A 24,251-nucleotide genomic window follows, 5' to 3' on the forward strand; every position below is an offset into this window, starting at 1 on the left:
CCCCTTTGCCAGAGCTTTGGCGCTTCTGGTGCGTGAGTTGCCCGACGCTCGCACGAGCCTGAACACAACCTGAACAGGGTGACCGAAGTGCTGGTCAGGGGCGTGGGGGCGGTGGTAGGGGTGTCGCAGACACTCGTTCACACTTCGTCACCACCGGCTACGGGGCAGAGCCGTCTTCGGGGAGGACCCGGTTCTGGGCGCGGGTCACCAAGGGGCCGGCCACCGCGCCGGTGAGCAGGAAGGCGCCCGCCATGGCCAGCCATCCGGCCGTGCCGTTGCCCACCACGGCGACCGTGACGATGGCGGGGCCGAGCACGAACTGGGCGCTCGTCCCGAGGTTGAACGTCGCCAGGTACTCCGCCCGGGCACAGTCAGGCGCGAGTGCGAAGGAGAGGCCCCAGCAGCCCGCCGACTGGAACAGCTCGCCCGCGGTCAGCGCGACCAGTCCCGCGACAAGGATCGCCACGCCCCCGGTGCCACGGGTGAGATCCTGCTCCGCAGCCCGGCGCTCTTCTCCGGCTACTGGGACGACCCGCAGGCCACGCGCGCCGCGCTGGTCCCCGACCCGGCCCAGCCCCGCTCCGGTCAACTCGTCCTGCGCACCGGCGACTTGGCCCACCGCGGCGAGCGCGGCGACTTGTACTTCTGCGGCCGCAAGGACTCCCAGGTCCAGATCCGGGGCAACCGGGTCGAGTTGAGCGAGATCGAGCGCCGGCTGCTGGACTTCCCCGGTGTCACGGCAACGGCCGTACTGCTGCTCGAACAACCCGGAGGAGACCCCGGGCTCGACGCGTTCGTCGCCCTGTCCCCCGAATCTCCCACGCCCGACGCATCGGCCCTCCGCGCGTTCTGCACGGAAACCCTGCCCGCCTACATGGTCCCCAGAACGCTGCGAGTCCTCGACGCCCCTCCCACCACGGCCAACGGCAAGATCGACCGACAGGCCCTCACCGCGCTCCTGATGTGACGTTCAGTGGCCGCTCCCCAGGACCTGTGCCGGAGCAGCCACCCGCTGATGCACCCGAACAGGCCCGTCTCCGTGCATCAGCGGGACCGGACCTCAGGGCAGCGACCGCACCACCGCTGCCGGGCACTCCGCAGCCGCGCGCCTGGCGGGCTCCAGTTGGAGGTCCTGGACAGTGCCGTCGCCGGTCGCGGCGGCGCAGCGGAAGTCGTCCAGGCCGAAGAGGCCGGACGCGATCTCGACGCACAGGCCGTACCCCTGGCTTGCTCGCCACCGGGCGCATCGGAGGTACACGCAACTGCTTCACGCCGTCCGGTCACCAGTAGGCTGGGGCGGCTGCGCCACCCCACCAACACCCGTTCCCTCAAAGGGAGATGGCCTGCAGCGGTCGAGTCGTCTTACTTCGTGAGGATGAAGCAACAGGTGCTGATAGCGGGCCGGTACCGGCTGAACAACACCATCGGACGGGGCGCGATGGGAGAGGTCTGGCAGGCGTACGACGAGTTGGCCCGCAGAGCGGTCGCCGTCAAGCTGCTGCACTCCCAGAACTCCGAACCCACCGCCACCGCCCGCTTCCGTCTGGAGGCCCAGACCGCGGGCCGGCTCAGCCATCCCCATGTGGTCGGCGTCCTCGACTTCGGCGAGCAGGAGGGCCGTCTGTTCCTGGTGATGGAGCTGGTCGAGGGAGACAGCCTCTCCCACGTGCTCACCCAGGCGGGCTCCCTGTCGGCCGAGCAAGTGGCCCGTATCGCCGCCCAGTCGGCCGCCGGGCTCACCGCCGCACACGAACAGGGCATCGTGCACCGGGACATCAAGCCCGGCAACCTTCTTCTCGACGCCGACGGGTCCGTGAAGATCGGCGACTTCGGCATAGCGCAGTTCATGAACGACCCGGGCGGCGCGCTCACCGCGACCGGCCAGATCGTCGGAACCAGCCTGTACATCGCCCCCGAACGCGCCCTGGGCCAGCCCGCCGGGCCGCCGTCCGACGTCTACTCGCTCGGCTGCGTGCTCTACCAACTCCTCACCGGACAACCGCCGTTCCGCGCCGGCAGCGCCATCGCGGTCCTCCACCACCACCTCGACACGCCCCCCGTACCACCACGAGAGCTCGGCGTCGGACTGCCGCCCGCCTTCGAGAACTATTTGCTCGGTCTCCTCGCCAAGCGACCCGAGGACCGCCCCACGGCACGTCAGGCGGCCGAGTGGTTCGCCGCCGACGCCTGGAGAGGGCGTCCCGAGCCCCTCCCGGCAGCCGCACCGCGCCCCGAGCCGAAGCCTCGGGTGACCTCCTGGGACGCAGCCGCGGAGCCCAAGCCCAGGACGAACGCGGCTGCCGGCGCCGGCTCCGCGACCACGTATGCCTTCCCGTCCGCCGTCAGCAGCACCGCTCCGTCCCACCGGACACGACGCCGGCAACGAACGGGAGTCCGCGCCGTCGTAGGACAACGATCGAAAGCACTGGGCACTGTCGCCGCCGTGGTGGTCTTCCTCGCGGCACTGCTGGTCGGCCTGGCCTGGTTCTCCCCCGACCACAGCTCGGCCGACACACCACCGACGGATGCACCGCGTACCACGAGCCCCGCTCCGGCTCCCCCCAAGCCCTGACCCCTCCGCCGACCGATACCTCAAGGCCGACGTCGACCCGGTTGGTGTTGCCGCCCACCGCTTTGAGCTGCTTGGTGGTGGAACCGACTTTGTTGAAGTCGTAGAGAACACCTCGAAGGGGCGCCTGAGCCTTGAGGAGCGCCGGGCACTGGCGGAGACGTTGACGGACGCGGTGCTCCGGCCGCGCGGGGCGGATTCCAGGTGCACTTCGTGAAGCGCGAGCCGGACATGATGGCGATCGGCGGCCGTCTGCTTGCGGACACCGGTCCGGGGCTCGACGTCATGGTGATCGACGTGGCGGTCATGGACGGGGACTGGCGACGGGAGGTCCGGGCCGAGGTCATCGAGCGCGTCCTGGCCGCGATGGCCGAGGCCTGCGGGCTGCAGGCGCCGTCACCGGCCTGGTGGGTCAACTTCCGGGTCATCGACGAGGGCAGTTGGGGCTCCAGCGGCGGAGTCCTCTCCGTCCTCTCCCTTCTCGACAGCGGCGTGTTCACCGAGGAGAAGGTCAAGGCGATCCGCACGGCGCTCGACGCCTGAGCCCGAACGCCCCACGCCCCGCGCCCCGCGCCCCGCGCCCCGCAGGACCCTCAGGCTCGGCGGGTGAGCGCGTCGTCGATCAGCGCTTCGAGCTGCTGCGCCACCTGATCCAGCGGCTTCATGCTGCGCTTGGCTCGGCTCATGGCGATGGCGCCTTCGACGGACGCCACGATCAGGGCCGCCAGCCCTGGGGCCCGGTCGTAGTCGGCGCCGTGTTCCCGTAGCGCCTCGGTGAGCAGCCGCTCCCAGTCCTCGAACGCCTCGGCCGCCGCGACGAGCGCCGGCGGGATCTCGTCGGCCGGGGGCTCCTCGACGGAGACCGCCAGCACGGGACAGCCGGCGCGGAAGTCGCTCTCGACGACGATGCCGCGCCACAGGGCGAGGAAGGCGCGCAGCCCGGCGACCGGTCCCGCGTCCAGTTCCTTGCGCAGAAGACGGGCGACGGCCGTACCCGCGTACTGCACCGCCTCGGTGGCCAACTGCCGCTTCCCCTCAGGGAAGTAGTGGTACGTCGAGCCGAGCGGGGCCTTGGCGTGTTTGGCCAGGTCCCGGATGCTCGTGGCGTTCAGGCCGCGCCTGCTGATCATGTCAGCCGCACCGGCCACGATGCGGTCACGTGACGGCGCACTGGATCCGGCCACGGCGATGCCCCTCACTGGATGTCTCTGGATATAACGCTCGTCATAGTCTAGCGTGAGCCCCGGATATAACGACTGTCATAGACCGCGTGTGCAGCGCAAAGGGAGATTTCGACATGCCGATGATCCGCCTCACCGTCCCGCCCGGCTCCCTGACCGACGAGGGCCGCAAGACCGTCCAGCGCGACCTGGCCGCCGTCCTGCTCCGCTGGGAGGGAGCACCCGACACCGCGTTCTTCCGCGCCCAGGCGTGGAGTTACCTCGTCGAACTCCCCGATGGAGCGCAGACCACGGCGGAGGACGAGGAGCCCCGCTTCCTCGTCGACGTCACCGTCCCGCAAGGCGCACTGTCCGACCGCCGGAAGGCGGGCCTGGTCGAGGACGCGACGAAGACCGTGCTCGACGCCGCCGGCCTGTCCCAGGACGACGCGCTGCGCGTGTGGGTGCTGGTGCACGAGCAGCCCGAGGGCACCTGGGGCGCGGGCGGCTCGGTCATCCGCTACGCCGACCTGGTGGCACTGGCGAAGGGGCAACGCGCCGATGCGTGAACTGACCTACGTCGCGAAGCGCACCGTCGAATGGCGCGAGGCGCCCGACCCGAAGCTCCAGTCGGACCAGGAGGCGATCGTCACCCCGGTCGCCGCCACCTCCTGCGACGTCGACTCCGCGATCCTGGCCGGGCACGGCTTCATCGACCCGCCGTTCGCCCTCGGCCACGAGTGCGTGGCCCGGGTCGTCGACATCGGCGACGCGGTGACGGCCGTGTCCCCCGGCGACCTGGTGGTGGTCCCCTGGTCCATCAACTGCGGTACCTGCGACCACTGCCGCGCCGGACTCACCGCCCACTGCACGGCCGTACCGCACATGGCGATGTACGGCGCGCCGATCGGCGGAAGTTGGGGCGGCCTCTTCTCCGACCTGGTCCGGGTGCCGTACGCGGACGCCATGCTGGTGCCCCTGCCCGAGGGCCTCAACCCGGTCGCGATGGCTTCGGCCAGCGACAACTGGTCCCTGTCCTGGCGCCTGGTGGCACCCCACCTCAAGAACAAGCCCGGCGCCCGTGTCCTGGTCGTCGCCCGCGGCAGCATCGGTCTGTACGTGTGCGACATCGCCCGCGCACTCGGCGCCTCCGAAGTCCTCTACGTCGACCCGGACCCCGAACACCGCGAACTGGCCCGCAGTTACGGCGCCGCCACCGCCGAGACACTGGAGCCGGTCCGGCACGGCTTCGACATCGCCGTGGAGGCGACCGGCCGCGTCGAGCAGCTCGCCCTGGCCGTCAAGTCCCTTGCCCCGGAAGGCATTTGCGAATCCGCCGGCAACCACTTCCGCCCCGGCGAACTGCCCCTCCTCGACATGTACCTCACCGGCGTCACCCTGCGCATCGCCCGCGACAACGTCCGCAACCACATCCCCGACGCCCTCGAACTGGCGGGCTCGGGAAAGGTCGACCCGGCGCGGGTCGTCTCGCACATCCTCGATTGGGAGCAACTCCCCGCCGAACTGCCCGAGAAGCGCCTCAAGCCCGTCTTCGTCCGCGCCGACGGCTGACCGCGCCGCGACCACGATCACTACACCCCGACCGAGAAACTTGATGAACGCAATACCGACCGAATCCCCGGCGACCAACCACGACGCAGGAGGCACAACAAGAGCGGAACTGGACCTCCAACGGGCGGCGATCGCCGCTCTCGGCGACGAACTGCGGGCCCTCGTGGACGCCACGGTACGCACCGCTGCCCCGACCGAGGTCCTGCACCGGATCACGGACGAAGTTCGCCTTCTCAGAGGGCAGTTGACCGGTCGCCGACGCACCCGGGCGGAGATCCCGGCCGTCGACGAGTTCCCCGGGGAGATACGGATGTACAGCCCCGTGACGGGAGCCGGGAGCCCCCTCGCTCCGCCCATGCAGGTGACCGCGGACAGCGGTGGCGCCGTCGGTCGCTGCACCCTCGGTATCGCCCACGAAGGACCTCCCGGCTACGGGCACGGCGGCATGAGCGCCATGTTGCTGGACGAACTCATGGGCCGCGCCTGCATCGCCGCTGGGCTACCCGGCATGACGGTCTCCCTCCAGGTGCGCTACCGCCGACCCGTCCCGCTGGAGACACCCCTATGGGTCCACGCCCGGGTCACAGGCACCGAGGGCCGCAAGGTCTTCGTGGCCGGCTCGATCAGCACCGAGGCGGACCCGTCGGCCGTCGTGGTCACCGCGGACGGCGTCTTCGTCACGCCCGACCCCGACCGCACCCGCGCCCTGTTCCCGACCGTGCGGTGAGTGCCGCCCGTGTCACCCACCACTCTTCAACTCAGGGCAGATCGTGGCGCATTGCGTGGGCCACGAGTTCGCCGAGGAGCACGGCCGTCGCTGCCGGACCTCGCAAAGGGGCGTCCGGAAGGACGGACGTGTCGGCCACACGGAGTCCGGCGACGCCGTGGACACGGCTGTACTGGTCGACGACCGTGGCGGGATCGTCGGCCGGCCCCATCGGTGCGGTGCCGCAGGTGTGGTGAGCGGTTCCCAGGTGGCTCGCGATCCACGCGTCCAGGGCGCCGTCGTCGGCGAGGAGTCTGGGCCGATAGCAAGAAAGCCAAGGGGGGCACCCGGGACCGTCACAGTTCCACCGACCAATGCCGCCATGGGAGTCAGGGACTGGAGGACTTCCAGGTCGCCCTCGTATCCGCCGTCGGAGGACGAGACGTGCAGGCAACCGCCCAACCAGGAGTCCGTGGGTACGCCAACGTCCTGCCACGGGGCCCATTCCAGCAGCACCTGGGGGTGGTCGCTGAAGCCGGCGCCGATGGCGGGCACGTCCTTGAGCACGGGCAGACCCAGGCGTTCGAGGTCTGCGCGCGGTCCGATGCCCGACAGGTGCAACAGCTGCGGGGTGACGAACGACCCGGCGCAGAGCACGACTTGGTTGGAGGGGCAGGTGAACTGCCCCTCCACATCGTCACAGGTGACGGCGGTCAGCTCTTGCCGAGCAGCCGCCAGATCTGGTTCTTCTTGGTGCTCAGTGCGCTCGCCGCGTCGCACGTCCACTGGTGGATCTGCGCGCCGGCGGTGGTCGAGACGCCGGTGACGTCGACGCACTTGCCGCTGTGGACGGCGACCAGTTGGTAGTCGTGGGTGTTGCCGAGTGCGGTGACGGGGTTGAGGGTGAACTGCTGGTTGGTGGCGCCGTTGCAGGTGTACTGGATGACGGCGGCGCCGTCGGTGGTGGACGCGCCGGAGACGTCCAGGCACTTGCCGCTCAACTCGTCGACCACGGTGTAGGTGTTGGTCTTGCCGGTGACCGGCTTGAGGTCGAGCATCTGCTGGTAGCCGCCCTCGCAGTAGTACTGCTGGTACTGCGTGCCGTCGGCGGTGCTGACTCCGGTGTCGTCCAGGCACTGGCCGCTGTTCTGGCTGACGGCGACCGTGGACACGGTGGCGTTGGACGGGGGCAGCAGCGTGACGCTGTAGCCGTCCTTGGCGTTCGTCCACGGCAGGCTCACCGAGGCGGCGTTGCCGCTGACCGTGAGGGTGGTGTCGGCGATGGTCTCCGGACCGGTCACTGCGGCCCCGCTGTTGTACGGGACGCGCTGGACGACGGCACGGACCTGGCTGTTCTCCACGACCGACGTGGTGTTGAGCCCGGTCAGGTTGACGGTGACGGTGCCGGTGTTGCCGCTGCTGCCGAGCAACACCTTCGCGTTTCCTGCCGAGTTGTCCTTGGTGGCCAGACCGTCGGTGCCGGTGCCCGGCGTGAGCTTGACGATGTTGCCGGTCTGGGAACCGTAGTAGCGGTACATGAACCACTCGCCGAGCGGCAGGTACTGGCCCGCGCTGTTCTTGGTGAGCAGGTTGGCCTCGTTGTCGTGCAAGGCCGTCCCGGAGGCCCAGTTGCCGCGCAGGCCGTCGGCACCGGCCCGCTCCAGGCGGCCGATGAACCAGGCGCCGCCGCCCGGGGACTGCATGGACAGGGTGGCGTACTCGTTGATCTGGTAGGCGCGGGTGTTGGTCAACCCGGCTGCTGCGAGCGTGGAGTTGGCGCGGCCGACGTCGGTGGCGGGGTCACCGGGTTCGTCGTGCCAGCTGTAGATGTCGGGCGCGACGTTGTTCGCCTTGATGTACGTCAGATACGTCGTCCACCAACTGTTGGAGGAGTTCGGCTGACCGGCGATGCTGGGGCCGACGATGAGCTGGGCGGGGAACGCGGCCCGCACCTTGGCGTAGAAGCGCGACCACATCTGGAGGTACTGCGTCTGGGACGCGCCCCAGAAGCCGCTGCCGTCGGGCTCGTTCCACAGGTCCCACTGGACCGTCATGTTGTTGGCCTTGACGTCACTTATGAGCTGGGTGACGAAGGCGTCGAACTGGGTCCAGTCACCGTTGTCGCCGGGCCAGCCCTGGCTGGTGGTGCCGTCGGCGCCCCACAGGTCGTGCGGGAGGAGGACGAAGGTGCCGCCGAGAGCTGCGGTGCGCTTGTACTGGGCGAGAGTCGAGGCCCAGCGGGTCTGGTAGTCGGCGAGGCTGGTGGCGTAGCCGCCGCTGTTCAACTGGGCTCCCCCGGCTCGCATGAAGTGCCACTTGATGTCGGTGAAGAAGTGGTCCTGCGGCAGCGAACCGTCCGGCGTCATCCCGTAGATCATGCCGGAGGCGTGGTACGTGGGGGCGCCGCCGGCGGTGGAGAAGTCGACGGTGACGGAGGTGTCGGCGGCCTGGGAGGGGGCGGCGGGCAGGAGAGTCCCGGCCAGTGCGGCGAACAGGGTGACGAGGGCCGAGGCCGCTCGCCGTCCGGGGCGGTGTCTGCGTGCTGTTCGGGGTGGCGGTGTGGTGTGCATGGCGGCTCCTGGTTGAGGGGGTGCTGCCTGGGCGCGGACCGCCCAGGTGGTCTGTCAGCCGCCGACGGCCTCGGCGGTCTCGGCGCGCCGGAACTCGTGGGCCTCGGCGAGGAGGAGGTAACTGCTGGCGGTCCAGGTGTAGGCGCGGTCGCGCAAGCCCGCGCCGGTGAGTGCGTCGAAGTTCTCCGCGAACCCCGAGGTCTCGCACAGGGCACGGAAACGGGCACTGATCTCGTCCGCGAGGCGCTCGTGCCCTGCGCGGCGCAGGCCGTCCTGGATCAGGACGGTGGACGGGGCCCAGATCGGACCGCGCCAGTAGCCGTCGTCCAAGTAGTGCGGTGAGGTGGGCAGTTCGGTGGCCAAGCCGTACGCGGTGAGGTGGGCCTCGATGCGCTCGGCCAGCGCGTCGCCGATGCTCTCGGGCAGATGCTCGCCGAGCACGACGGGCATCAGGTCGAGGAGGCTGGAGCTGGTCCAGGTGGCCCCACTGTCCGCTGAGCGGGCGACGAACCGGTCGCCGGTCCACAACTCGTCGACCAGCGCGGCCTGGGTCGCGTCGGCCGTTCGGGTCCACTTGCGTGTGTCGTCCGGCAGTCCCAACTCACCTGCCAGTTCGGCGAGTTCACGCAGTTGCAGGACGAGGAACGCGGCGAGGTCTGCGCTGACGATCACGCGTTCGGGGTCGAAGGTGGTGGCGTTGTCCCAGCCGCTGTCGTTGCCGTGCTGGTAGTGCGGGAGGGCGGATCCGGGTGCCCGGCGCATGGTGAGCCAGAAGTCCGTCCAGCGGGCCAGCCGGTCGTACACCTCGGTCAACTCGGCCTGGCTGAGCGGCTCGTGGAGTCGTCGGCGCAGGTGGCGCAGGGCCCAGCCGTGGATGGGCGGCTTGACGAAGTTGTGGAGGATCTCCGAGTGGGTCACCGAGTCGGGCAGCGCGCCGGTCGCGTCCTGGTGGTCGAAGGGCAGCGAGAACTGGTCCAGGGCGAGTGCGGGGCATCCGGCAGCCAGGGCAAGGGAGTTGAAGCAGTGGTCCCAGCTCCACACCTTGTCCATCCAGTGCTTCGACATCAGCACAGCGGGCCGGGTGACGAAGCCCAATGGGCGGACGGTCGCGGACCACAGCACGTAGGCGGCGAGTTCCGCGGCGGGCGTCTCGGGCGTACGCCAAGGTGCGACCGAATCGGCGAAGACCTCGAACGCGTTGCGCGCGGTGTCCACGACCTCGTCGAAGGGTGCCGAGAACGCGTAGGAGCGGCGCGCGGTCTCGTACTCCTCGACCGCGACCTCCCAGGCCGCGCCGCCCTCGGCGCCGATCGTGACACCTCGCGCCGCGCTGCCCAGGCTCTGCGTGCCGGACGCCTCGGTCACGGTTCCCGACAGCACGGTGACGCGATAGCGCCGGCCGGTCTCGTACGAGGTGAACACGTGGGCCCCGGTGCCGGGTTCGCGGTAGAAGTAGGTGCCGCTGAACGGGGTCAGTACGGCCGCCGCCGCGCCGATGTGCAGGCCGAGCCCGTCACCGCGTAGGCGTACGGTGTCCGGCGATTCGTAGGTGAGGTCGATGCGGCCTTCGGTGCCGGTCCAGCTGAGCAGGCTCGGTGTCGCGTGCGGGCTGGTGACGGCGCGGTCGCCGGTGGCCGGGTCGAGCGGGACGAGGCGCAGCACGGCGTGCATGCCGTTCTGGTGCGAGACGAGGTGCAGGTCTTCGGCGTACGTCTTCTCCGCCACCACGGGTGAGATGCCGAACCATGACCCGCGCGTGCTGAACGGGATGTCGTGGACGGAGAAGGCCGGGCCGGACGGGGCAGCGGTCATGCAGCGTGACTCGTTTCTGGAGCAGGGGTGAGCGGCACGTGGGCAGGGGTGATCGGCACACGGGCGAGCAGGAATCCGAGCGGGAATCAGGGAGACGTCAGTCCTTGACGGCGCCCGCGGTCACGCCGGCGGCGACGTAGCGCTGGGCGAGGACGAGGATCACCGTGGCGGGCAGTGAGGCCACGACGGCGGTGGCCATGATGGCGTTCCACTGTTGGTTGTTGTTGCCGATGTAGTGGTAGATGCCGAGGGTGATCGGCTCGTGGGCGCCGCCGTTGGCGAGGGTGCTGGCGAAGACGAAGTCGGACCAGGACCACAGGAACGCGAACAGCGACACCGTGACGACGGAGTTGCGGCTCATCGGCAGCACGATCGACCAGAAGGTGCGGACGGGCCCGGCGCCGTCCGTCTTCGCGGCCTGGAGCAGTTCGCCGGGGATGCCGGACATGAACGCGGTGAAGATCAGCACGGCGAACGGCACGGCCAGGGTGGAGTCCGCGACGATCAGGCCGGGGACCGACTGGAGCAGGCCGAGGCTGAGGTAGATGGCGTAGAAGCCCATCGCCATGATGATGCCGGGGATCATCTGGGCGACCAGGAAGAGAAAGCTGAGGACGCCGCCGCCGCGTGGGCGGAGTTTGGCCAGGGCGTAGCCAGCCGGTGCGGCCAGGGCGACTGTCAGTACAACCGTGCCCAGGCCGATGACGAGGCTCGTGCCGAGGTAGGGCAACTGCTGGTCCAGGACGGCGCGGTAGCCCTCCAGGGTACCGTGCACGGGGATCAGGTCCGGCGGGCTCTTGCGCATGTCCTGGTCGCGGGTGAAGGACACGTTGAGCATCCAGTAGACGGGGAAGAGCATCACCGCGGTGAGCAGGACGCCGATGGCCGTCTGCCACCACGTGCGGTTGGTGCGTCGGTTCATGACAGTGCCGTTCATGACAGTGCCTGCTTCCGCTGGACCCTGACGTAGACCAGTCCGAACACCAGGGCGGCGACCACGAGCAGGTTTCCTACGGCCGCTCCGGGGCCGAAGGCCGGCAGCAGGTTGCCGAAGCCGAGTTGGTAGGACCAGGTGGCGAAGGTGGTGGACGAGTCGGCCGGGCCGCCCTTGGTCATGATCCAGATGATGTCGAAGACCTTGAGTGTGTAGACGAGGCCGAGGAGGAGGGTGATCGCGGACACCGGGCGCAGCAGCGGGAAGGTGATCCGCCAGAACCGCTGCCAGGCGTTCGCCCCGTCGAGGGCCGCGGCCTCGTAGAGGCTCGCGGGGATCGACTGGAGGCCGCTGTGCAGGACGACCAGGTTGAACGGGACGCCGATCCAGATGTTCGCGATGATCACCGAGGCCAGTGACCAGCCCGGTGTGGTCAGCCAGTTGACCGGTCCGATGCCGACGGCGTGCAGGGCCGCGTTGACGACACCGGAGTCGCTGTTGAGCATCCACGACCAGGTGGACGCGGAGACGATCAGCGGAAGCAGCCAGGGGACGAGGAAGAGCGCCCGCAGGGTCGCGGAGAGCCGGAAGCGCTGGTTGAAGAAGACCGCGAGGGCCAGGCCGATGGCGTACTGGAAGAACAGGCACACGGAGGTGAAGACCACGGTGTGCAGCAGGGCCGGGGCGAAGGTCGGATCGTCGAGCACCGTGCGGTAGTTGGCCAGGCCCGTGAAGGGTGCGTTGCCCTGGACGAAGGACCGCACGGTGTAGTTGCGCAGGCTCAGGTCGATGTTGCGGTAGAGGGGATAGGCGTAGAAGAGGACGAGGTAGAGGGTCACCGGAGTGAGGAAGCCCCAGGCGGCCCACTGCTGGGAGGTGGGGCGACGCCGTGCCCGGGGCGGTGCGGTGGGGGCCGCACCACTGGCCGGGTGCACGGGCCGCCGGTGCGGCACTTTCGTCATGTGGCTCATCAACAGGCCCTGGTTCCCGGCTACTTGACGGCGGACTGCGCCGCGGCCAGCGCGTCCTTCGGCGACTGCGCACCACTGAGGGCGGACTGGACCGCCTTCCACAACTGCTCTGAGATCTTCGGGTACTTGGTGCCCAGGTCGTCGCTGGTGCGTCCCTTGGCGGCCTTGACCGCGTCGACCCAGGGCTTCAACTCGGCGTTCGCGGCGACCTGTTTGTCCTGGACCTCGGTGGTGGGTGCTACGTAGGACAGCGTGGTGTCGGTGTTGAGGAGGTTGTCGGTGCTGGTCAGGCAGGTCACGATCTTCTGGGATGTGGCATAGCGGTCGGTCTTGCCCTGGACCGGGATGGTGACGAACTCGCCGCCGGTCGGGGCCGACGCGTTGCCGCCGTCGGCGGCGGGGACGGGGATCACCCCGTAGTCGAAGCCGGCCTTCTTGGCGTTGGCGAGCTGCCAGGTGCCGTTCTCGCTGAACGCGTAGTCGCCGGTCGCGAACTCCTGCCAGCTGGTCGTCTGGGTGTTGTTGAGAACCGAGTTCGGGGCGTAGCCGTCCTTCAGCCAGTCCTTCCACAGCGTCAGCGCGGAGACGGCCCTGTCCGAGTCGAGCGCGGTCAGTTGGGCGCCCGAACCCCAGTACCAGGGCAGGAACTGGAAGGTGCCCTCCTCCGTGCCGATCGCGGAGAACGTGATGCCCTTCTTGCCGGCCTTCTTGACCTTCGCGAGCGCGGCGGTCAGCGACGTCCAGTCCTTGACCGTTGCTATGTCCACCCCGGCCTGCTTCAGCACCTTCTTGTTGTAGTAGAGGGCAAGGGTGTTGGCGCCGATCGGCATGCCGTACGTCTTGCCGCCCGCCTGTCCGGCGGCGAGAAGGTTGGGGTTCACCTTCGAGGTGTCCAGCTTGTTGTCCGCGGTCGTGGTGAGGACGCCGGCCTCGGCCAGGGTCGACACCACCGGGTTGTCGACGATGAGGACGTCGGCGGAGTTGTCCTGCTGGGCGGCGAGGAGCGCCTTGTTCGCCAGGTCGCTGGTGTCGAACGCGGTCCGCTTGATCTTCACCCCGGCCTTGGTGCCGCAGGTGTCGAGCAGCTTGGCCCACGCGGAGCTCTTGTCGAACTGCGGGTACGGGTCCCAGATCGTGTAAGTGCCGCTGTCCGCCGCCTTGGTGCCGGTGCTGCCCGACCCGGAGGAACAGGCGGTGCCGGCGACGGCGAGGACGGTCACGGTCGCGGCGGTGAGGCGGAGCCGTCTGAGGGAGCTGTGCATGGCGCGTTCCTTCGGTTTCGGGCACGGGTGTGCCGAGGGAGGGTGACGAGCGGGGGGAAGCGGGCATGCCGGACAGCCACGGCGGTGATGAGGGGACGGCGGTGCCCGTGATCCGTGGTGAGGAGGTGGTGCGGGGCTAGGTCAGCGGGCCTCGATGGACGACGGCGTGCCGGGCCCTGTGCTCGCGCGCAGCGAGATGGGCGGGGTCAGCAGGTGGTGGCGGGGCGGTGCGTCGGGGTGGTCGAGCCGTTCGACGAGGAGGTCGACGGCGTGTCGGCCCATCTCCTCCGCCGGTACGTCCGCCGCGGTGAGCTGCGGGGTCACCGTCTCCGCCCACCGGCCCGCCACGACGCCGGTGACGGAGAAGTCGCGCGGTACATGGCGGCCGGACTGGGACAGCCCGCGGTACAGACCGCCGAGCGCGGCCTCGTTGAGGGTGACCAGGGCAGTGGTGGCCGGGTCGTCGTGCAGGATCTGTTCCAGGCAGGCCTGTCCGGAGGCGGCGTCGTCCCCGCAGCAGTACGTCCGCACGGTGAGCCCGCGTTCGGCCGCGGCCTTGGTGAAGCCGTCGAGGCCGCGGTGGGCGGACTCGTATCCGGCCCGCAGCAGTTGTTCGGGACGGTTGACGAAGGCGACCCTGCGGTGGCCGAGGTCCGCGAGGTGATGCACGCACGCCGCCGCCAGCGCGGTGTGGTCCAGGCCGACCCACCAGGTGCCCTCGGGACGCGCGGTCCGGCCGATGGCGACGGAGGGGAAGTCGAGGGCGGCCAGGTGATCGACCCGGTCGTCCTCCAGTCTGATCTCCATCAGGATCGCGCCGTCGACGCGCCGCTCCCCCAGCATCCGCTGGAACGAGCGGTCGCTGTCGACACCGCTGGGAGACAGCAGTACGTCGTAGTCCTGGGCGGCGGCGGCCTCCACCACGCTGCCGATGAAGTCGAGTTGCATACCGGTGTAGTGGTTGCCGGCCGGCGGGAAGACCAGGCCGATCGTGTTGGTCCGGCCGTTGGCCAGGGCGCGGGCGCTGGCGTTGGGCCGGTAGCCCAGCTCGTCGATGACGCGCTGGATCTTCCGGCGGGTGTCCTCCGACACCGGGCGCTTGCCGCTCAGCGCGACGGACACGGTGCTCCGCGAGACACCGGCCCGCCGGGCGATCTCACCGATGTTCACGGGCACTCCTTGGCTGGGTCGAACCGGTTCGATGACTCCGAGACTCGGAACCAGCTGTCGAACCGGTTCGCGTGAAGTGAAGGTAGGAACAACCCCAGCCGCTGTCAACACCTCGCGCGACACTTCTCGTAACATCCCCGGAATCCAAGGGGAACTACCGAGAGAGCTGCAGGGTGAGCTGCCGCAACTGCCTCCGTCGGAGGTATTGCCGGTGGATTTTCGTGCTGCTAGGTTCCGTCGAACCGGTTCGACAAGACCGAGGCCAGCGAGTGACCCGCATACAGAACGCGGCAGGCACGGAGAACATCCAGCCGACGGTTGACGACGTAGGCGACGGCCGCCGGAAAGCCGTCCATCAGCCGCTGAAGCCCGGGCGCCACCCGCTCCACATCAAGGTCAGGGACTTGCGGTCGCGGTACCAGCCCGGCCAGACGGTAGGCGTGCCAGCAGGCGTCGGAGTCCAGCCGAAGCGCCCGCGCGAGAGCGTCGATGACCTGGCCGGACGGTTTCCGTTCGCGACCCTGCTCCAGGCGGGCGTAGTAGTCGGCGCTGACCCCGGCCAGCACGGCGACCTCCTCGCGTCGAAGCCCGCTGACCCGGCGATCCTCCGAACGGGGAAACCCCATTTCCTGCGGACTGAGGCGGGAGCGACGCGCCAGCAGGAACTCCCCCAGTTCGTTGCCGCTCATACTTAGATCGCACGTCGCCGCTTCCTAGGAGTGCGGCACCCAGGAAGCCCCTGCCTGCCGACACCGCGGGATCGGGCCCATGCTGACGAGATCGCACTGCTCATCGTCGATACCGTCGACCGACGCGTCGAGCGCCCGGGCGCCCACGGGTGAGCCGCGTGCCCCCAGCACAGAGAAGGAAGCCGCGATGGTCACTGAAGATCAGGTACGCACCTGGATCGAGCGCTATGTACAGGCGTGGACCACCAACAACAAGAAGGACATCGCCGCGCTGTTCACACCGCGGGCCGAGTACCACGAGTGGCCGTACGAGACCGACTGGATCGGCCGCGACGCGATCGTCGAGGGCTGGCAGGGCCGCGCGCCGTGGCAAGAGGGCGGCTGGGACTTCGACTGGTCCATCCTCACCATCAACGGCGACACGGCGGCCATCGAAGGCACCGGCCGATACAAGGAGCTGGGCACCTTCGCCAACCTCTGGACGGTGACGTTCGACAAGAGCGGCAACTGCACCGTGTTCCGCATGTGGAACAACGAGATCTGACCCACGGCATCTTTATTGGTCGCTTCACTGCGGTTTGCCCTGCTGCGGAGATGCGATACACGAGCGGGCGACCGCGTTGTGTGGGCAGGGACTTTCAGCCCAGTGAAACCGTCGAACTGCGGCTGCTGCCCGCACTCCCGTCCGCCTGGCCGGGCGGCAGCGTCCGGGGACTGCGGGCCCGGGGCGGCGTCGGCGTCGACTGGCAGGACGCCACTCTCACCGGTGCCCGACTGACCTTCACCGGCGCAGGCCCGTGCACGTTGACCGCCGGGCGCCGACTGCGCGTGACGGACATCGAGGGCCGTCCTGTGGCAGGCGGCAGTCATCAGGTCCAGGGCGCGACGACCGTGAAGGAACAACTGGCGCGGAACGCGGCGGTGTTCTGGGCCGGGTCGACCCAGAGTTCGAGGTTGTCGCGGTAACGGAGGTAGCGCCCGGGGTAGTTGTACGACTCCAGGGAGACCGATCCGTCGGTGGAACCGGGCCGGGCGCAGAACGTGGCGTCCTTCTGGAAGACAGCCGATCCGTCGTTGGCGTCCAGCCGGATGCGGAAGGCGTAGTGACGCAGGTATCTTCCCGAGGCGTCCTCAATCGAGTAGCAGTGGGAATCGGCCAGCCCGGTGACGAATCGGAAGGTGGCCTCCTGCTTCGCGAGCCCGGAACTGGTGGCGGCGACGGGACCGAGGACGCCGAGACGGTCGGCTTCCTGCACATAGCGGCCAGGCTGGTCGACCGAACGCAGGGCGTGGCGCCCCAGAAGCGTCGAGACGGCCGTCGGCGTCGGGCTCGGCGTGGCAGACGTCGTCGGGGTCGGCGGTGCCGACGAGACTGCGGGCGATGCCGGGGTCTGGACCTGAGCCTGGGCCGCAGGTGGTCGTACGGACGCGTCGGACCGCGTGTACGCGTACAGGGCACCGCCACCCGCGAGGGCCACCGCCCCGGCCGTCAACGTCACCACCGGCTTGGCCGCCAGCTTGCCCAGCAGGTGCCCTACCCGGCCCGCGCCGCCGGGAGCGTGAGCAACCCCACCCGCCGCCGAGGCCGAGGGCATCGACTTGGCCAGCAGCAGGCCCGCCAGGCCGATCGGTACCGGCACCAGCGCGAAGCCGCCCAACAGCCCCTCCGCAGGCACCAGTTCAGAGGTGTTGAACAGGCACTGCGGGCAGTCGCGGACATGACGCGCCAGCCGCTTGCGCCACCGCGCGTTCGGCCGGCCGTCCCAGGAGGTCAGTTCCGCGTCCAGTTCCGCACAACGCGGCGACGCGGCCAGCGCCCGCACCACGGACCGCCCGGACTCCAGCCTCTCCTTGACCCGCTGCACCCGTACCGCGGCATGCTGCGGCGCGAGTTCGCAGGCCGCCGCGAGTTCGGCGCGGGTCAGCTCCCCGGCGGCTTCCAGCCACCACAGCGAGAGCACCTCACGTTCCTCGTCCTCCAGCCAGCGGGTCGCCTCCACCGCCTCGCGCCGCTGCCCCGACAGGGCCAGCCGGAGAATGGCCAGATCGGCGAAGTCCGCCTCCGGGGCCACCTCTTGGACGGCCTCGTCCGGTAGATCCGACTGCGGCCGGGTCTGCCGACCGCGCCACCGGTCGCGGACCTGCCGTACGGCGATGGCTACCAGCCAGGAGCGGAACCGCTCCGGGTCCTCCAGGCCCGGCAGCCCATCCAAGGCCCGCAGCATCGCGTCCTGGACCACGTCATCGACGTCGCTGTGCCCGTCCAGGGCCCGCCCGACGATGTTGTAGACCAACGGCAGACAGCTCCGCACGAGGTGCTCCAACGCCTCCGGGTCACCTGCCCGTGCTGCCACGACCAACTCGACATCCGGCCGCTCCCGCACGTCCTGCGAGCGAACCCGTCCCACCTTGTCCCGCCCCACCTCGTCGACCAACGCCTGATGCCGGCGTTCCGAAGGATGGCAGTGTGCCAGAGGCGTTCGAGATTTCTTTCCACGGTTCTGTTATCCGCGATCCGCCCGTACGTCCCCTGCTGCGTACGGCCAGATCCGACAGGAGCCAATCAGTGTCAGTGAGCCAGAGCAACAGCCGACCGATGATGAGCCGGCGCAGCGTGCTGCGGGTCGCGGGAGCAGCCGGAGCAGCGGGCATCGGGGCAGCCGCCGTCGGTGCCGGAGCCACTCCCGCCGCAGCGAGCGCCGCGTTCGTACATCCGGGACTGCTGCACACGCAGGCCGACTTCGACCGTATGGCCGCCAAGGTGAAGGCGGGCACCGGCCGGTGGAAGGAGGGCTACGCCAAGCTGACGGGCAACCCGCGCTCGGCGAGCACCTGGAAGGCGACCCCGCTCGCGACGGTGATACGCGGCGCCACCGGTGACAACGTCACCACGCTCGCCTTCGACATCGCAGCCGCCTACCAGAACGCCCTGCGCTGGAAGGTCACCGGCGACACGGCCCACGCGGACGCCGCCCGCGACATCCTCAACGCCTGGTCGACCAAGCTCACCGCGCTGGACGGCGACGCCGACCGGTTCATCGCGGCGGGCATCCACGGTTACCAGTTCGCGAACGCCGCGGAGATCATGCGCGGTTACGGCGGCTTCGATCTGGCCCGGTTCAAGAAGATGATGCTGGCCGTCTTCTACCCGATGAGCAGCAGCTTCCTCGCCAAGCACAATGGCGCGTACGACTCCAACTACTGGAGCAGCTGGGACCTGTTGAGCGTGGCGTGCGTGCTGTCCGTCGGCATCCTGTGCGACGACCGGGCCAAGGTCGACGAGGCCGTCACGTACTTCAAGTCCGGCAAGGGCATGGGCTCCATCAAGAACGCCATCCCGTTCATCCACCCCGGTGGCCTCGGACAGATGGTGGAGGTCGGACGCGACCAGGGGCACGCCCTGCTGAGCGTGGGCCTGTTGGGCACCATCTGCGAGATGGCGTGGAACCAGGGCATCGACCTCTACGGCTACGACGACAGCCGCGTCCTCAAGGGCGTCGAGTACGCCGCCAAGTGGAACCTCGGTCACGACGTCCCCTTCACCTCCTGGACCTGGCACAAGGGCGCACCCGGCGTGTGGGAGGGCTGGGAGACGTTCACGGAGGCGTCCACGTGGGCCCGTGGTCAGGTGCGCCCGATCTGGGAGGGCCTCTACAACCACTACGTGAACCGCCGCGGCCTCGACGCGCCGTACGTGAGCGCCATGGCCGCCAAAGTCAGGCCCGAGGGCGGCGGCGGTGACTACGGAACCGGCGGCGGCCTCGACCACCTCGGCTTCGGCACCCTGACCTTCACCCGGGACAAGGCGATCGTCTCGGCCACCACACCGACTTCTTCGGCGAGCACGTCCGACACGGCAGCGTCCGCCTCCGGCGCCGCGACCCCTGCTGCCGACGCCTCCGGCGGAACCCAGCCGCAGGGCGGCCGGGGCGAGGACCTCGCCGCCACCGGCGCGGGTGGCATCGCCGCCGCGGCCGCCACCGGCGTCCTCGCCATCGCGGGCGGCTTCATCGCCCTGCGCCGCAGGGGCAGCCGTAGCAGCAGTTGAACCTCCGGCGCTCCTGCGTGGAACGGGGTCGGCGGCGTCACGGCGGTCAGCCACTTCGGCACGACGTCCCGGGCGCGCTCGTCGCGTGCCCGGGACGTTCCGCCGCGGTGGCCGCTTTCTTACACCGCGGCGATGCCCTCCATGCCGGAGGCGGCGAAGGCGGGCAGTCCTGTGATTGTCGTGATCTTGGTGAGGGCGCCTGTGTGCCCGACACGGAAACCGTCGACGGTGCCGGAGGTCGCGTTCTGGACGTAGACGAACTTGTCGGCGGCGACGGCGAGGTCGATGACGCCCTGGGACATTCCGGAGGGTGCGGCGGCGATGCCCGCCTCGTTGGTCAGGGCGAGTCGGCCGTGTGCGTCCTGGCGGTAGCCGCTGACGGTGGAGTTGCCGGTGTTGCCGCCGTAGAAGAAGTCACCGGCCCGCTCCAGCCAGCACAGGACCGTCTGCCCGTTCGGCAAGGACGCCTGTACGGTCTTCAACTCGCCGTCGTGGCGCACCTTGTAGGTGGTGACGGTGGACTTGGCGGCCTCGGCGACCAGCATGCGCCCGGACTTGTCGAAGGCGATGGCGAACGGCACCATGCCCGCCGACTTGTTCACGACCGGCTTGTCCGCCGGGCGGCCGTCCTTCCCCACGGGGAAGACCTCGATGGTGTTCGCCGACTTGGTGGTGACGACCAGGTCCCGGCCGTCCGGCGTGAACGCGACCTGCCCCGGCGAACTGCTGAACAGCGGCACCTTGTCGTTCTTCAGTGCCAGACTGCGGTTCGAACCGCTCAGCGGCTTCAGCCCGTTGGAGGTGATCCGGAAGCCCTGGACGCTTCCTGTGCCGCCCGCGTTCATGACGTAGGCGAGATCCCCCGAGACCGTGACGGCGGACGGGAAGTCGCCTCCCGTGGAGACTGTTTGACGGTCCGTCAGTTTCTGGCCGTGCACGGCGAAGGACGTCAGGGTGCCACTGCCCGCGTTGACCGCCAGGAGCCGGCCGGAACGGTGGTCGTAGACGAGCGACCCCTGCGAGGCGAGTGAGTCGGTGGGCGCGTCGGTCTGGTCGCCGCCCTTGCCGCCGGTCGCGTACTTCCCCGCGGCGGTCAACTTCCCGTCGTCGCCCCGGCGGAAGACGCGGATGGTGTTCCCGGCCAGTTCGTTGCCCTGGACGAAGACGGCGTGGTCGGCCTTTAAGGCGGCGCGCGGGTTCGGCGAAACCTGCGCCGCGGAGGCTCCGTTGACCATGACCACGGCCGCCGCGACGGCCACCGCCCCTCCACCCAGGACGGTCAGCCTGTTCCGCAGCTTCGACCTGCGTTTGTTGTGCCTGCTCATGTGCGGCTCCTCTGGCCCGGGGTGTGTGGGACCAGAGTTGCCACTGTGCGGCAATGCATGAAGGCGTTCGGACTCCGTGTCAGAGTCTCGTAAGGTCCTTCCGCAGCGCTCCCGCCTGGGCGACCAGTACGACGTTCTCGGGCCTGCCGACGCTGTGGGACGTGCCGGCACGGAGCTTGAGCTCCGGGTATCGGGTGGTCGCGGTCGACCAGCGCGGGCACGGCGCCGGCGAGCGCCACCCGCAGGACGTCTCCCGCGCCGCCTACGTCGCCGACGCCGTCGCCGTTGTCGACCAGTTGGCGCTGCAGCGGCCCGTCCTGGTCGGCCAGTCGCTGGGCGGGCACACGGCCATGCTCACCGCCGCCGCGCATCCCGGGCTCGTCCGCGCGCTCGTGCTTGTCGAAGCAGGCTCCGGCGGTCCGCACCCGAACGGCCCCGCGGACATCGGCGGATGGCTCGACTCGTGGCCGACACCGTTTCCCTCACGCGAAGCGGCGGTCGCGTTCCTCGGCGGCGGACCGGTCGGCGCAGGATGGGCAGCCGGGCTGGAAGAACGCGACGGCGGATGGTGGCCTCGCTTCGACCGCGAGGTGATGGTCCGCTCGCTGGCGGAGAACGCCCAGCGTTCCTACTGGCACAAGTGGGGACAGATCGTGTGCCCGACCCTGGTCGTCCTGGCCCAATCCAGCTACATCCCCGCGCCGGAAGCCGACGAAATGCTCCGGCGGCGACCCGACACCATGGCCATGAGCATCCCCGGCACCAGCCACGACCTGCACCTGGAACAGCCTGGAATCCTGCACACCGCACTCTCGGGCTTCCTTGACGGCCTCACCTGAAACACCTACGCGGTCACAACGACACCGAAGTCGATCCCCGCGCCCGGCCATCGGTCCACCGGTGAGGACCCATGGTCAAAGTCACGAGACGCACGACGACACCTGACGACTGGTCCCGACACACGGGCCCCTAAGGTCAACGACGTGTTGAGTGTGTACCACCAGTGGATCAAAAACTTGTTGGCACATACATGACCTGCTTCATGCAGCAATCTCTCGTGCTTCATCAGCGAAATGCCACCGAGTCGCCACACACCACCTCTCTCCTGGTCCGTCAAGCGGCTCAACCAGCAGAACAGTCCCAGGCGGCCTGGCACGCCTATGCGCGTCCGAGCCCGTGACCTTCACTGCTGCAAGGTCGATACTTTCCACAGGGGCGCTCCCACCGACCCTGGACCGGCCACCCCAGAGACCTGGCAGCCCGTCACCAGAGTCGACAAAAGCACAGGTCAGGGCCACATCTGCCAGCCTTGCCAGGAGGTACTCATGAAGATGTTGATCAACGTCGCGGAGACCGTGGTCGCCGACGCGCTGCGGGGTATGGCGGCCGCCCATCCGGAGCTGACCGTCGATGTCGAGAACCGGGTGATCGTACGGCGGGACGCCCCCGTGGCCGGGCAGGTGGGGATCGTCTCCGGTGGCGGGGCGGGGCATGAGCCGCTGCACGGCGGATTCGTGGGGCCCGGGATGCTGTCGGCGGCCTGTCCCGGTGAGGTGTTCACGTCGCCGGTGCCCGATCAGATGGTGCGGGCCGCGGCGGCCGTGGACAGTGGCGCCGGGGTGTTGTTCGTCGTCAAGAACTACACGGGGGACGTCCTCAACTTCGACATGGCGGCCGAGCTCGCCGAGGAGGAGGGCATCCAGATCGCCAAGGTCCTGGTCAACGATGATGTCGCCGTCACCGACAGCCTCTACACGGCGGGGCGGCGCGGCACCGGTGCCACGCTGTTCGTGGAGAAGATCGCCGGTGCCGCGGCGGCCGAGGGGCAGCCGCTGGACCAGGTGGCGGCGATCGCCCGGCAGGTCAACGAGAACTCGCGCAGCTTCGGCGTCGCGCTCAGCGCCTGCACCACCCCCGCCAAGGGCAGCCCCACCTTCGATCTGCCGCCGGGCGAGCTGGAGTTGGGCGTCGGTATCCACGGCGAGCCGGGCCGGGAGCGGCGGGCCATGATGACGTCCGGTGAGATCGCCGACTTCGCCGTGCACGCGATCCTGGAGGACATGCCGCCGCGGAATCCGGTCCTGGTACTGGTCAACGGCATGGGCGCGACCCCGCTCCTGGAGCTGTACGGCTTCAACGCCGAGGTGCACCGGGTGCTCGCCGAGCGCGGGGTCGCCGTCGCCCGCACACTGGTCGGCAACTACGTCACGTCCCTCGACATGGCGGGTGCCTCGGTCACCCTCTGCCAGATCGACGAGGAGCTGCTGCGACTGTGGGACGCGCCGGTGAAGACGCCCGGACTGCGCTGGGGCATGTGAGACGGCGCCGCATCCGGCCAACTCCCCCACCACGCAAGGAGATCCAGTGCTCGACGCCGACTTCTTCCGCCGTTGGATGACGGTGACCGCCGCCTCCGTCGCACGCGAGGCGGAACGGCTCACCGACCTCGACTCGCCCATCGGCGACGCCGACCACGGCGCGAACCTGCAGCGCGGGTTCACCGCCGTGGCGGCCACCCTGGAAAAGGAGGCGCCGGGCACCCCGGGCGGCGTCCTCACCCTCGCCGGACGGACGCTCATCTCGACGGTCGGCGGCGCGTCCGGGCCGCTCTACGGCACGCTGCTGCGCCGTACCGGCAAGGCACTCGGGGATGCCGCCGAGGTGAGCGAGGCGGAGTTCACCCTCGCGCTGCGCACCGGGGTGGACGCGGTCATGACCCTGGGCGGTGCCTCGCCCGGTGACAAGACCATGATCGACGCTCTGGTCCCGGCGGTCGACGCGTTGCCGGAGGGCTTCGCCGCGGCGCGGACCGCCGCCGAGGAGGGCGCCGTGGCGACCACGCCCCTGCAGGCCCGCAAGGGCCGGGCGAGTTATCTCGGGGAGCGGAGCATCGGGCACCAGGACCCGGGCGCCACGTCTGCTTCGCTGCTGATCGCCGCGCTCCAGGAGGCCGCGACCGCGGAGGCCACCGGTGAGTGACGGGAAACTGGTGGGCATCGTGCTGGTGTCGCACAGTGCGGAAGTCGCCGCCTCCGTGGCCGAGTTGGCGCGAGGGCTGTCCGGCTCGGGCACGGCGGTGCCGCTCGCCGCGGCCGGCGGCACCGAGGGCGGCGGGCTCGGCACCAGTTCCGAACTGATCGCCGCCGCCGCCGCGTCCGTCGACCGCGGCGCCGGGGTCGCCGTTCTCACCGACCTGGGCAGCGCCGTACTGACCGTGAAGGCCCTGCTCGCCGAGGGCGACGAACTCCCGGCCGGCACCCGCCTGGTGGACGCCCCGTTCGTCGAGGGTGCGGTGGCCGCGGTCGTCACGGCGTCGGCGGGAGCGGACCTGGACGCGGTCGAGGCGGCGGCTGCGGAGGCGTACACGTATCGGAAGGTGTGAGGGCGGCGGGTCGTAGCGGAGGCAGAGGCGACCGCCCCACGGCCCCGCCTCACATCCGTCCGTCGGGGAGGGGCCGTGGGG

At 69.7% G+C, this 24,251-nt stretch carries 24 protein-coding genes and 3 pseudogenes; 13 read left to right on the forward strand and 14 right to left on the reverse strand.

Features of this window, described 5'->3' with window-relative positions:
- Nucleotides 1-157 precede the first annotated feature (157 nt).
- Nucleotides 158-619 (reverse strand): hypothetical protein, encoded by a 462-nt coding sequence (locus AB0I69_RS45305; RefSeq protein ID WP_363101693.1) that lies wholly within the window; start codon nucleotides 617-619, stop codon nucleotides 158-160.
- Between AB0I69_RS45305 and AB0I69_RS45310 the strand changes: the two genes are divergently transcribed.
- Nucleotides 611-967 carry a hypothetical protein gene (locus AB0I69_RS45310; RefSeq protein ID WP_363101694.1) on the forward strand — a complete coding sequence of 119 codons (357 nt, stop codon included), beginning with the start codon at nucleotides 611-613 and terminating at the stop codon, nucleotides 965-967. The two genes, AB0I69_RS45305 and AB0I69_RS45310, sit on opposite strands and share 9 nt — an antisense overlap.
- 93 nt (nucleotides 968-1,060) lie before the next feature.
- On the opposite strand, the gene AB0I69_RS45315 is transcribed toward AB0I69_RS45310, so the two are convergent.
- Nucleotides 1,061-1,258, reverse strand: a complete 198-nt coding sequence (locus tag AB0I69_RS45315; protein WP_363101695.1) for a ferredoxin — start codon at nucleotides 1,256-1,258, stop codon at nucleotides 1,061-1,063.
- A gap of 117 nt (nucleotides 1,259-1,375) precedes the next feature.
- Between AB0I69_RS45315 and AB0I69_RS45320 the strand changes: the two genes are divergently transcribed.
- Together AB0I69_RS45320 and AB0I69_RS45325 are read left to right on the forward strand one after the other, a co-directional pair.
- Nucleotides 1,376-2,572 carry a serine/threonine-protein kinase gene (locus AB0I69_RS45320; protein ID WP_363101696.1) on the forward strand — a complete coding sequence of 399 codons (1,197 nt, stop codon included), beginning with the start codon at nucleotides 1,376-1,378 and terminating at the stop codon, nucleotides 2,570-2,572.
- 210 nt (nucleotides 2,573-2,782) lie between these two features.
- Nucleotides 2,783-3,112, forward strand: a complete 330-nt coding sequence (locus AB0I69_RS45325) for a hypothetical protein (protein WP_363101697.1) — start codon at nucleotides 2,783-2,785, stop codon at nucleotides 3,110-3,112.
- Nucleotides 3,113-3,162: 50 nt separating this feature from the next.
- Here the strand turns inward: AB0I69_RS45325 and AB0I69_RS45330 are convergent, their stop codons facing one another.
- Entirely contained in the window at nucleotides 3,163-3,753 is a 591-nt protein-coding gene (locus AB0I69_RS45330) for a TetR family transcriptional regulator (RefSeq protein ID WP_363101698.1), read from the reverse strand.
- Nucleotides 3,754-3,866: 113 nt separating this feature from the next.
- Here AB0I69_RS45330 and AB0I69_RS45335 point away from each other — a divergent pair, with 113 nt between their 5' ends.
- From AB0I69_RS45335 to AB0I69_RS45345, 3 genes are read left to right on the forward strand one after another with little or no spacing between them, the layout of a single operon-like run.
- Complete coding sequence (locus AB0I69_RS45335) at nucleotides 3,867-4,298, forward strand: tautomerase family protein (RefSeq protein WP_363101699.1); 432 nt, start codon at nucleotides 3,867-3,869, stop codon at nucleotides 4,296-4,298.
- Complete coding sequence (locus AB0I69_RS45340; RefSeq protein ID WP_363101700.1) at nucleotides 4,291-5,301, forward strand: alcohol dehydrogenase catalytic domain-containing protein; 1,011 nt, start codon at nucleotides 4,291-4,293, stop codon at nucleotides 5,299-5,301. Before AB0I69_RS45335 ends, AB0I69_RS45340 begins: the two co-directional genes overlap by 8 nt.
- A 43-nt stretch (nucleotides 5,302-5,344) precedes the next feature.
- Nucleotides 5,345-6,028, forward strand: a complete 684-nt coding sequence (locus AB0I69_RS45345; RefSeq protein ID WP_363101701.1) for a PaaI family thioesterase — start codon at nucleotides 5,345-5,347, stop codon at nucleotides 6,026-6,028.
- 31 nt (nucleotides 6,029-6,059) lie between these two features.
- Here AB0I69_RS45345 and AB0I69_RS45350 read toward each other — a convergent pair whose 3' ends face one another.
- From AB0I69_RS45350 to AB0I69_RS45390, 9 genes and pseudogenes are all read right to left on the reverse strand, one after another.
- Nucleotides 6,060-6,512, reverse strand: a complete 453-nt coding sequence (locus AB0I69_RS45350; RefSeq protein WP_363101717.1) for a GMC oxidoreductase — start codon at nucleotides 6,510-6,512, stop codon at nucleotides 6,060-6,062.
- 74 nt (nucleotides 6,513-6,586) lie between these two features.
- A pseudogene (locus AB0I69_RS45355) lies at nucleotides 6,587-6,793 on the reverse strand (GMC family oxidoreductase N-terminal domain-containing protein); the annotation flags it as partial.
- Nucleotides 6,721-8,577 (reverse strand): RICIN domain-containing protein, encoded by a 1,857-nt coding sequence (locus AB0I69_RS45360; RefSeq protein WP_363101702.1) that lies wholly within the window; start codon nucleotides 8,575-8,577, stop codon nucleotides 6,721-6,723. The pseudogene AB0I69_RS45355 and the gene AB0I69_RS45360, both read right to left, overlap by 73 nt.
- A gap of 54 nt (nucleotides 8,578-8,631) precedes the next feature.
- Entirely contained in the window at nucleotides 8,632-10,389 is a 1,758-nt protein-coding gene (locus AB0I69_RS45365) for a trehalase family glycosidase (protein WP_363101703.1), read from the reverse strand.
- Nucleotides 10,390-10,486: 97 nt separating this feature from the next.
- Entirely contained in the window at nucleotides 10,487-11,311 is an 825-nt protein-coding gene (locus AB0I69_RS45370; protein WP_363101718.1) for a carbohydrate ABC transporter permease, read from the reverse strand.
- Nucleotides 11,312-11,322: 11 nt separating this feature from the next.
- Nucleotides 11,323-12,294, reverse strand: a complete 972-nt coding sequence (locus tag AB0I69_RS45375) for a sugar ABC transporter permease (protein WP_363101704.1) — start codon at nucleotides 12,292-12,294, stop codon at nucleotides 11,323-11,325.
- 20 nt (nucleotides 12,295-12,314) lie between these two features.
- The gene (locus AB0I69_RS45380; protein WP_363101705.1) at nucleotides 12,315-13,556 is read right to left on the reverse strand and encodes an extracellular solute-binding protein; all 1,242 of its coding nucleotides are present in this window, start codon (nucleotides 13,554-13,556) and stop codon (nucleotides 12,315-12,317) included.
- Between the two features lie 141 nt (nucleotides 13,557-13,697).
- On the reverse strand, nucleotides 13,698-14,726 hold the full coding sequence (locus AB0I69_RS45385; protein WP_363101706.1) for a LacI family DNA-binding transcriptional regulator: 1,029 nt from the start codon (nucleotides 14,724-14,726) through the stop codon (nucleotides 13,698-13,700).
- A gap of 299 nt (nucleotides 14,727-15,025) precedes the next feature.
- A pseudogene (locus tag AB0I69_RS45390) lies at nucleotides 15,026-15,415 on the reverse strand (helix-turn-helix transcriptional regulator); the annotation flags it as partial.
- A 187-nt stretch (nucleotides 15,416-15,602) separates the two neighbouring features.
- On the opposite strand from AB0I69_RS45390, the gene AB0I69_RS45395 reads away from it, so the two are divergent.
- Both AB0I69_RS45395 and AB0I69_RS45400 read left to right on the forward strand, forming a co-directional pair.
- Complete coding sequence (locus AB0I69_RS45395; RefSeq protein WP_363101707.1) at nucleotides 15,603-15,959, forward strand: nuclear transport factor 2 family protein; 357 nt, start codon at nucleotides 15,603-15,605, stop codon at nucleotides 15,957-15,959.
- A 104-nt stretch (nucleotides 15,960-16,063) separates the two neighbouring features.
- Nucleotides 16,064-16,381, forward strand: a pseudogene (locus AB0I69_RS45400) (glycoside hydrolase family 95-like protein); the annotation flags it as partial.
- On the opposite strand, the gene AB0I69_RS45405 reads toward AB0I69_RS45400, so the two are convergent.
- Complete coding sequence (locus tag AB0I69_RS45405; RefSeq protein ID WP_363101708.1) at nucleotides 16,285-17,823, reverse strand: sigma-70 family RNA polymerase sigma factor; 1,539 nt, start codon at nucleotides 17,821-17,823, stop codon at nucleotides 16,285-16,287. The pseudogene AB0I69_RS45400 and the gene AB0I69_RS45405 sit on opposite strands and share 97 nt — an antisense overlap.
- A gap of 188 nt (nucleotides 17,824-18,011) precedes the next feature.
- Between AB0I69_RS45405 and AB0I69_RS45410 the strand changes: the two genes are divergently transcribed.
- Nucleotides 18,012-19,463, forward strand: coding sequence for an alginate lyase family protein (locus AB0I69_RS45410; RefSeq protein ID WP_363101719.1), 1,452 nt, complete (start codon nucleotides 18,012-18,014; stop codon nucleotides 19,461-19,463).
- A gap of 119 nt (nucleotides 19,464-19,582) precedes the next feature.
- Here the strand turns inward: AB0I69_RS45410 and AB0I69_RS45415 are convergent, their stop codons facing one another.
- Entirely contained in the window at nucleotides 19,583-20,788 is a 1,206-nt protein-coding gene (locus AB0I69_RS45415) for a beta-propeller fold lactonase family protein (RefSeq protein ID WP_363101709.1), read from the reverse strand.
- A 143-nt stretch (nucleotides 20,789-20,931) separates the two neighbouring features.
- Between AB0I69_RS45415 and AB0I69_RS45420 the strand changes: the two genes are divergently transcribed.
- The 4 genes from AB0I69_RS45420 to AB0I69_RS45435 all read left to right on the forward strand — a co-directional run bounded on the left by AB0I69_RS45420 (nucleotide 20,932) and on the right by AB0I69_RS45435 (nucleotide 24,170).
- Nucleotides 20,932-21,627 (forward strand): alpha/beta hydrolase, encoded by a 696-nt coding sequence (locus tag AB0I69_RS45420; RefSeq protein WP_363101720.1) that lies wholly within the window; start codon nucleotides 20,932-20,934, stop codon nucleotides 21,625-21,627.
- Nucleotides 21,628-22,113: 486 nt separating this feature from the next.
- Nucleotides 22,114-23,106 (forward strand): dihydroxyacetone kinase subunit DhaK, encoded by a 993-nt coding sequence (gene dhaK / locus AB0I69_RS45425; RefSeq protein WP_363101710.1) that lies wholly within the window; start codon nucleotides 22,114-22,116, stop codon nucleotides 23,104-23,106.
- A gap of 46 nt (nucleotides 23,107-23,152) precedes the next feature.
- Nucleotides 23,153-23,767: a dihydroxyacetone kinase subunit DhaL gene (dhaL, locus tag AB0I69_RS45430; protein WP_363101711.1), complete on the forward strand. Its 615-nt coding sequence runs from the start codon at nucleotides 23,153-23,155 to the stop codon at nucleotides 23,765-23,767.
- Nucleotides 23,760-24,170, forward strand: a complete 411-nt coding sequence (locus AB0I69_RS45435; protein ID WP_363101712.1) for a PTS fructose transporter subunit IIA — start codon at nucleotides 23,760-23,762, stop codon at nucleotides 24,168-24,170. The genes dhaL and AB0I69_RS45435 overlap by 8 nt, the downstream gene beginning before the upstream one ends.
- The last annotated feature ends 81 nt before the right edge of the window (nucleotides 24,171-24,251 follow it).

The organism is Streptomyces sp. NPDC050508 (genome assembly GCF_040655155.1).
GTDB lineage: Bacteria > Actinomycetota > Actinomycetes > Streptomycetales > Streptomycetaceae > Streptomyces.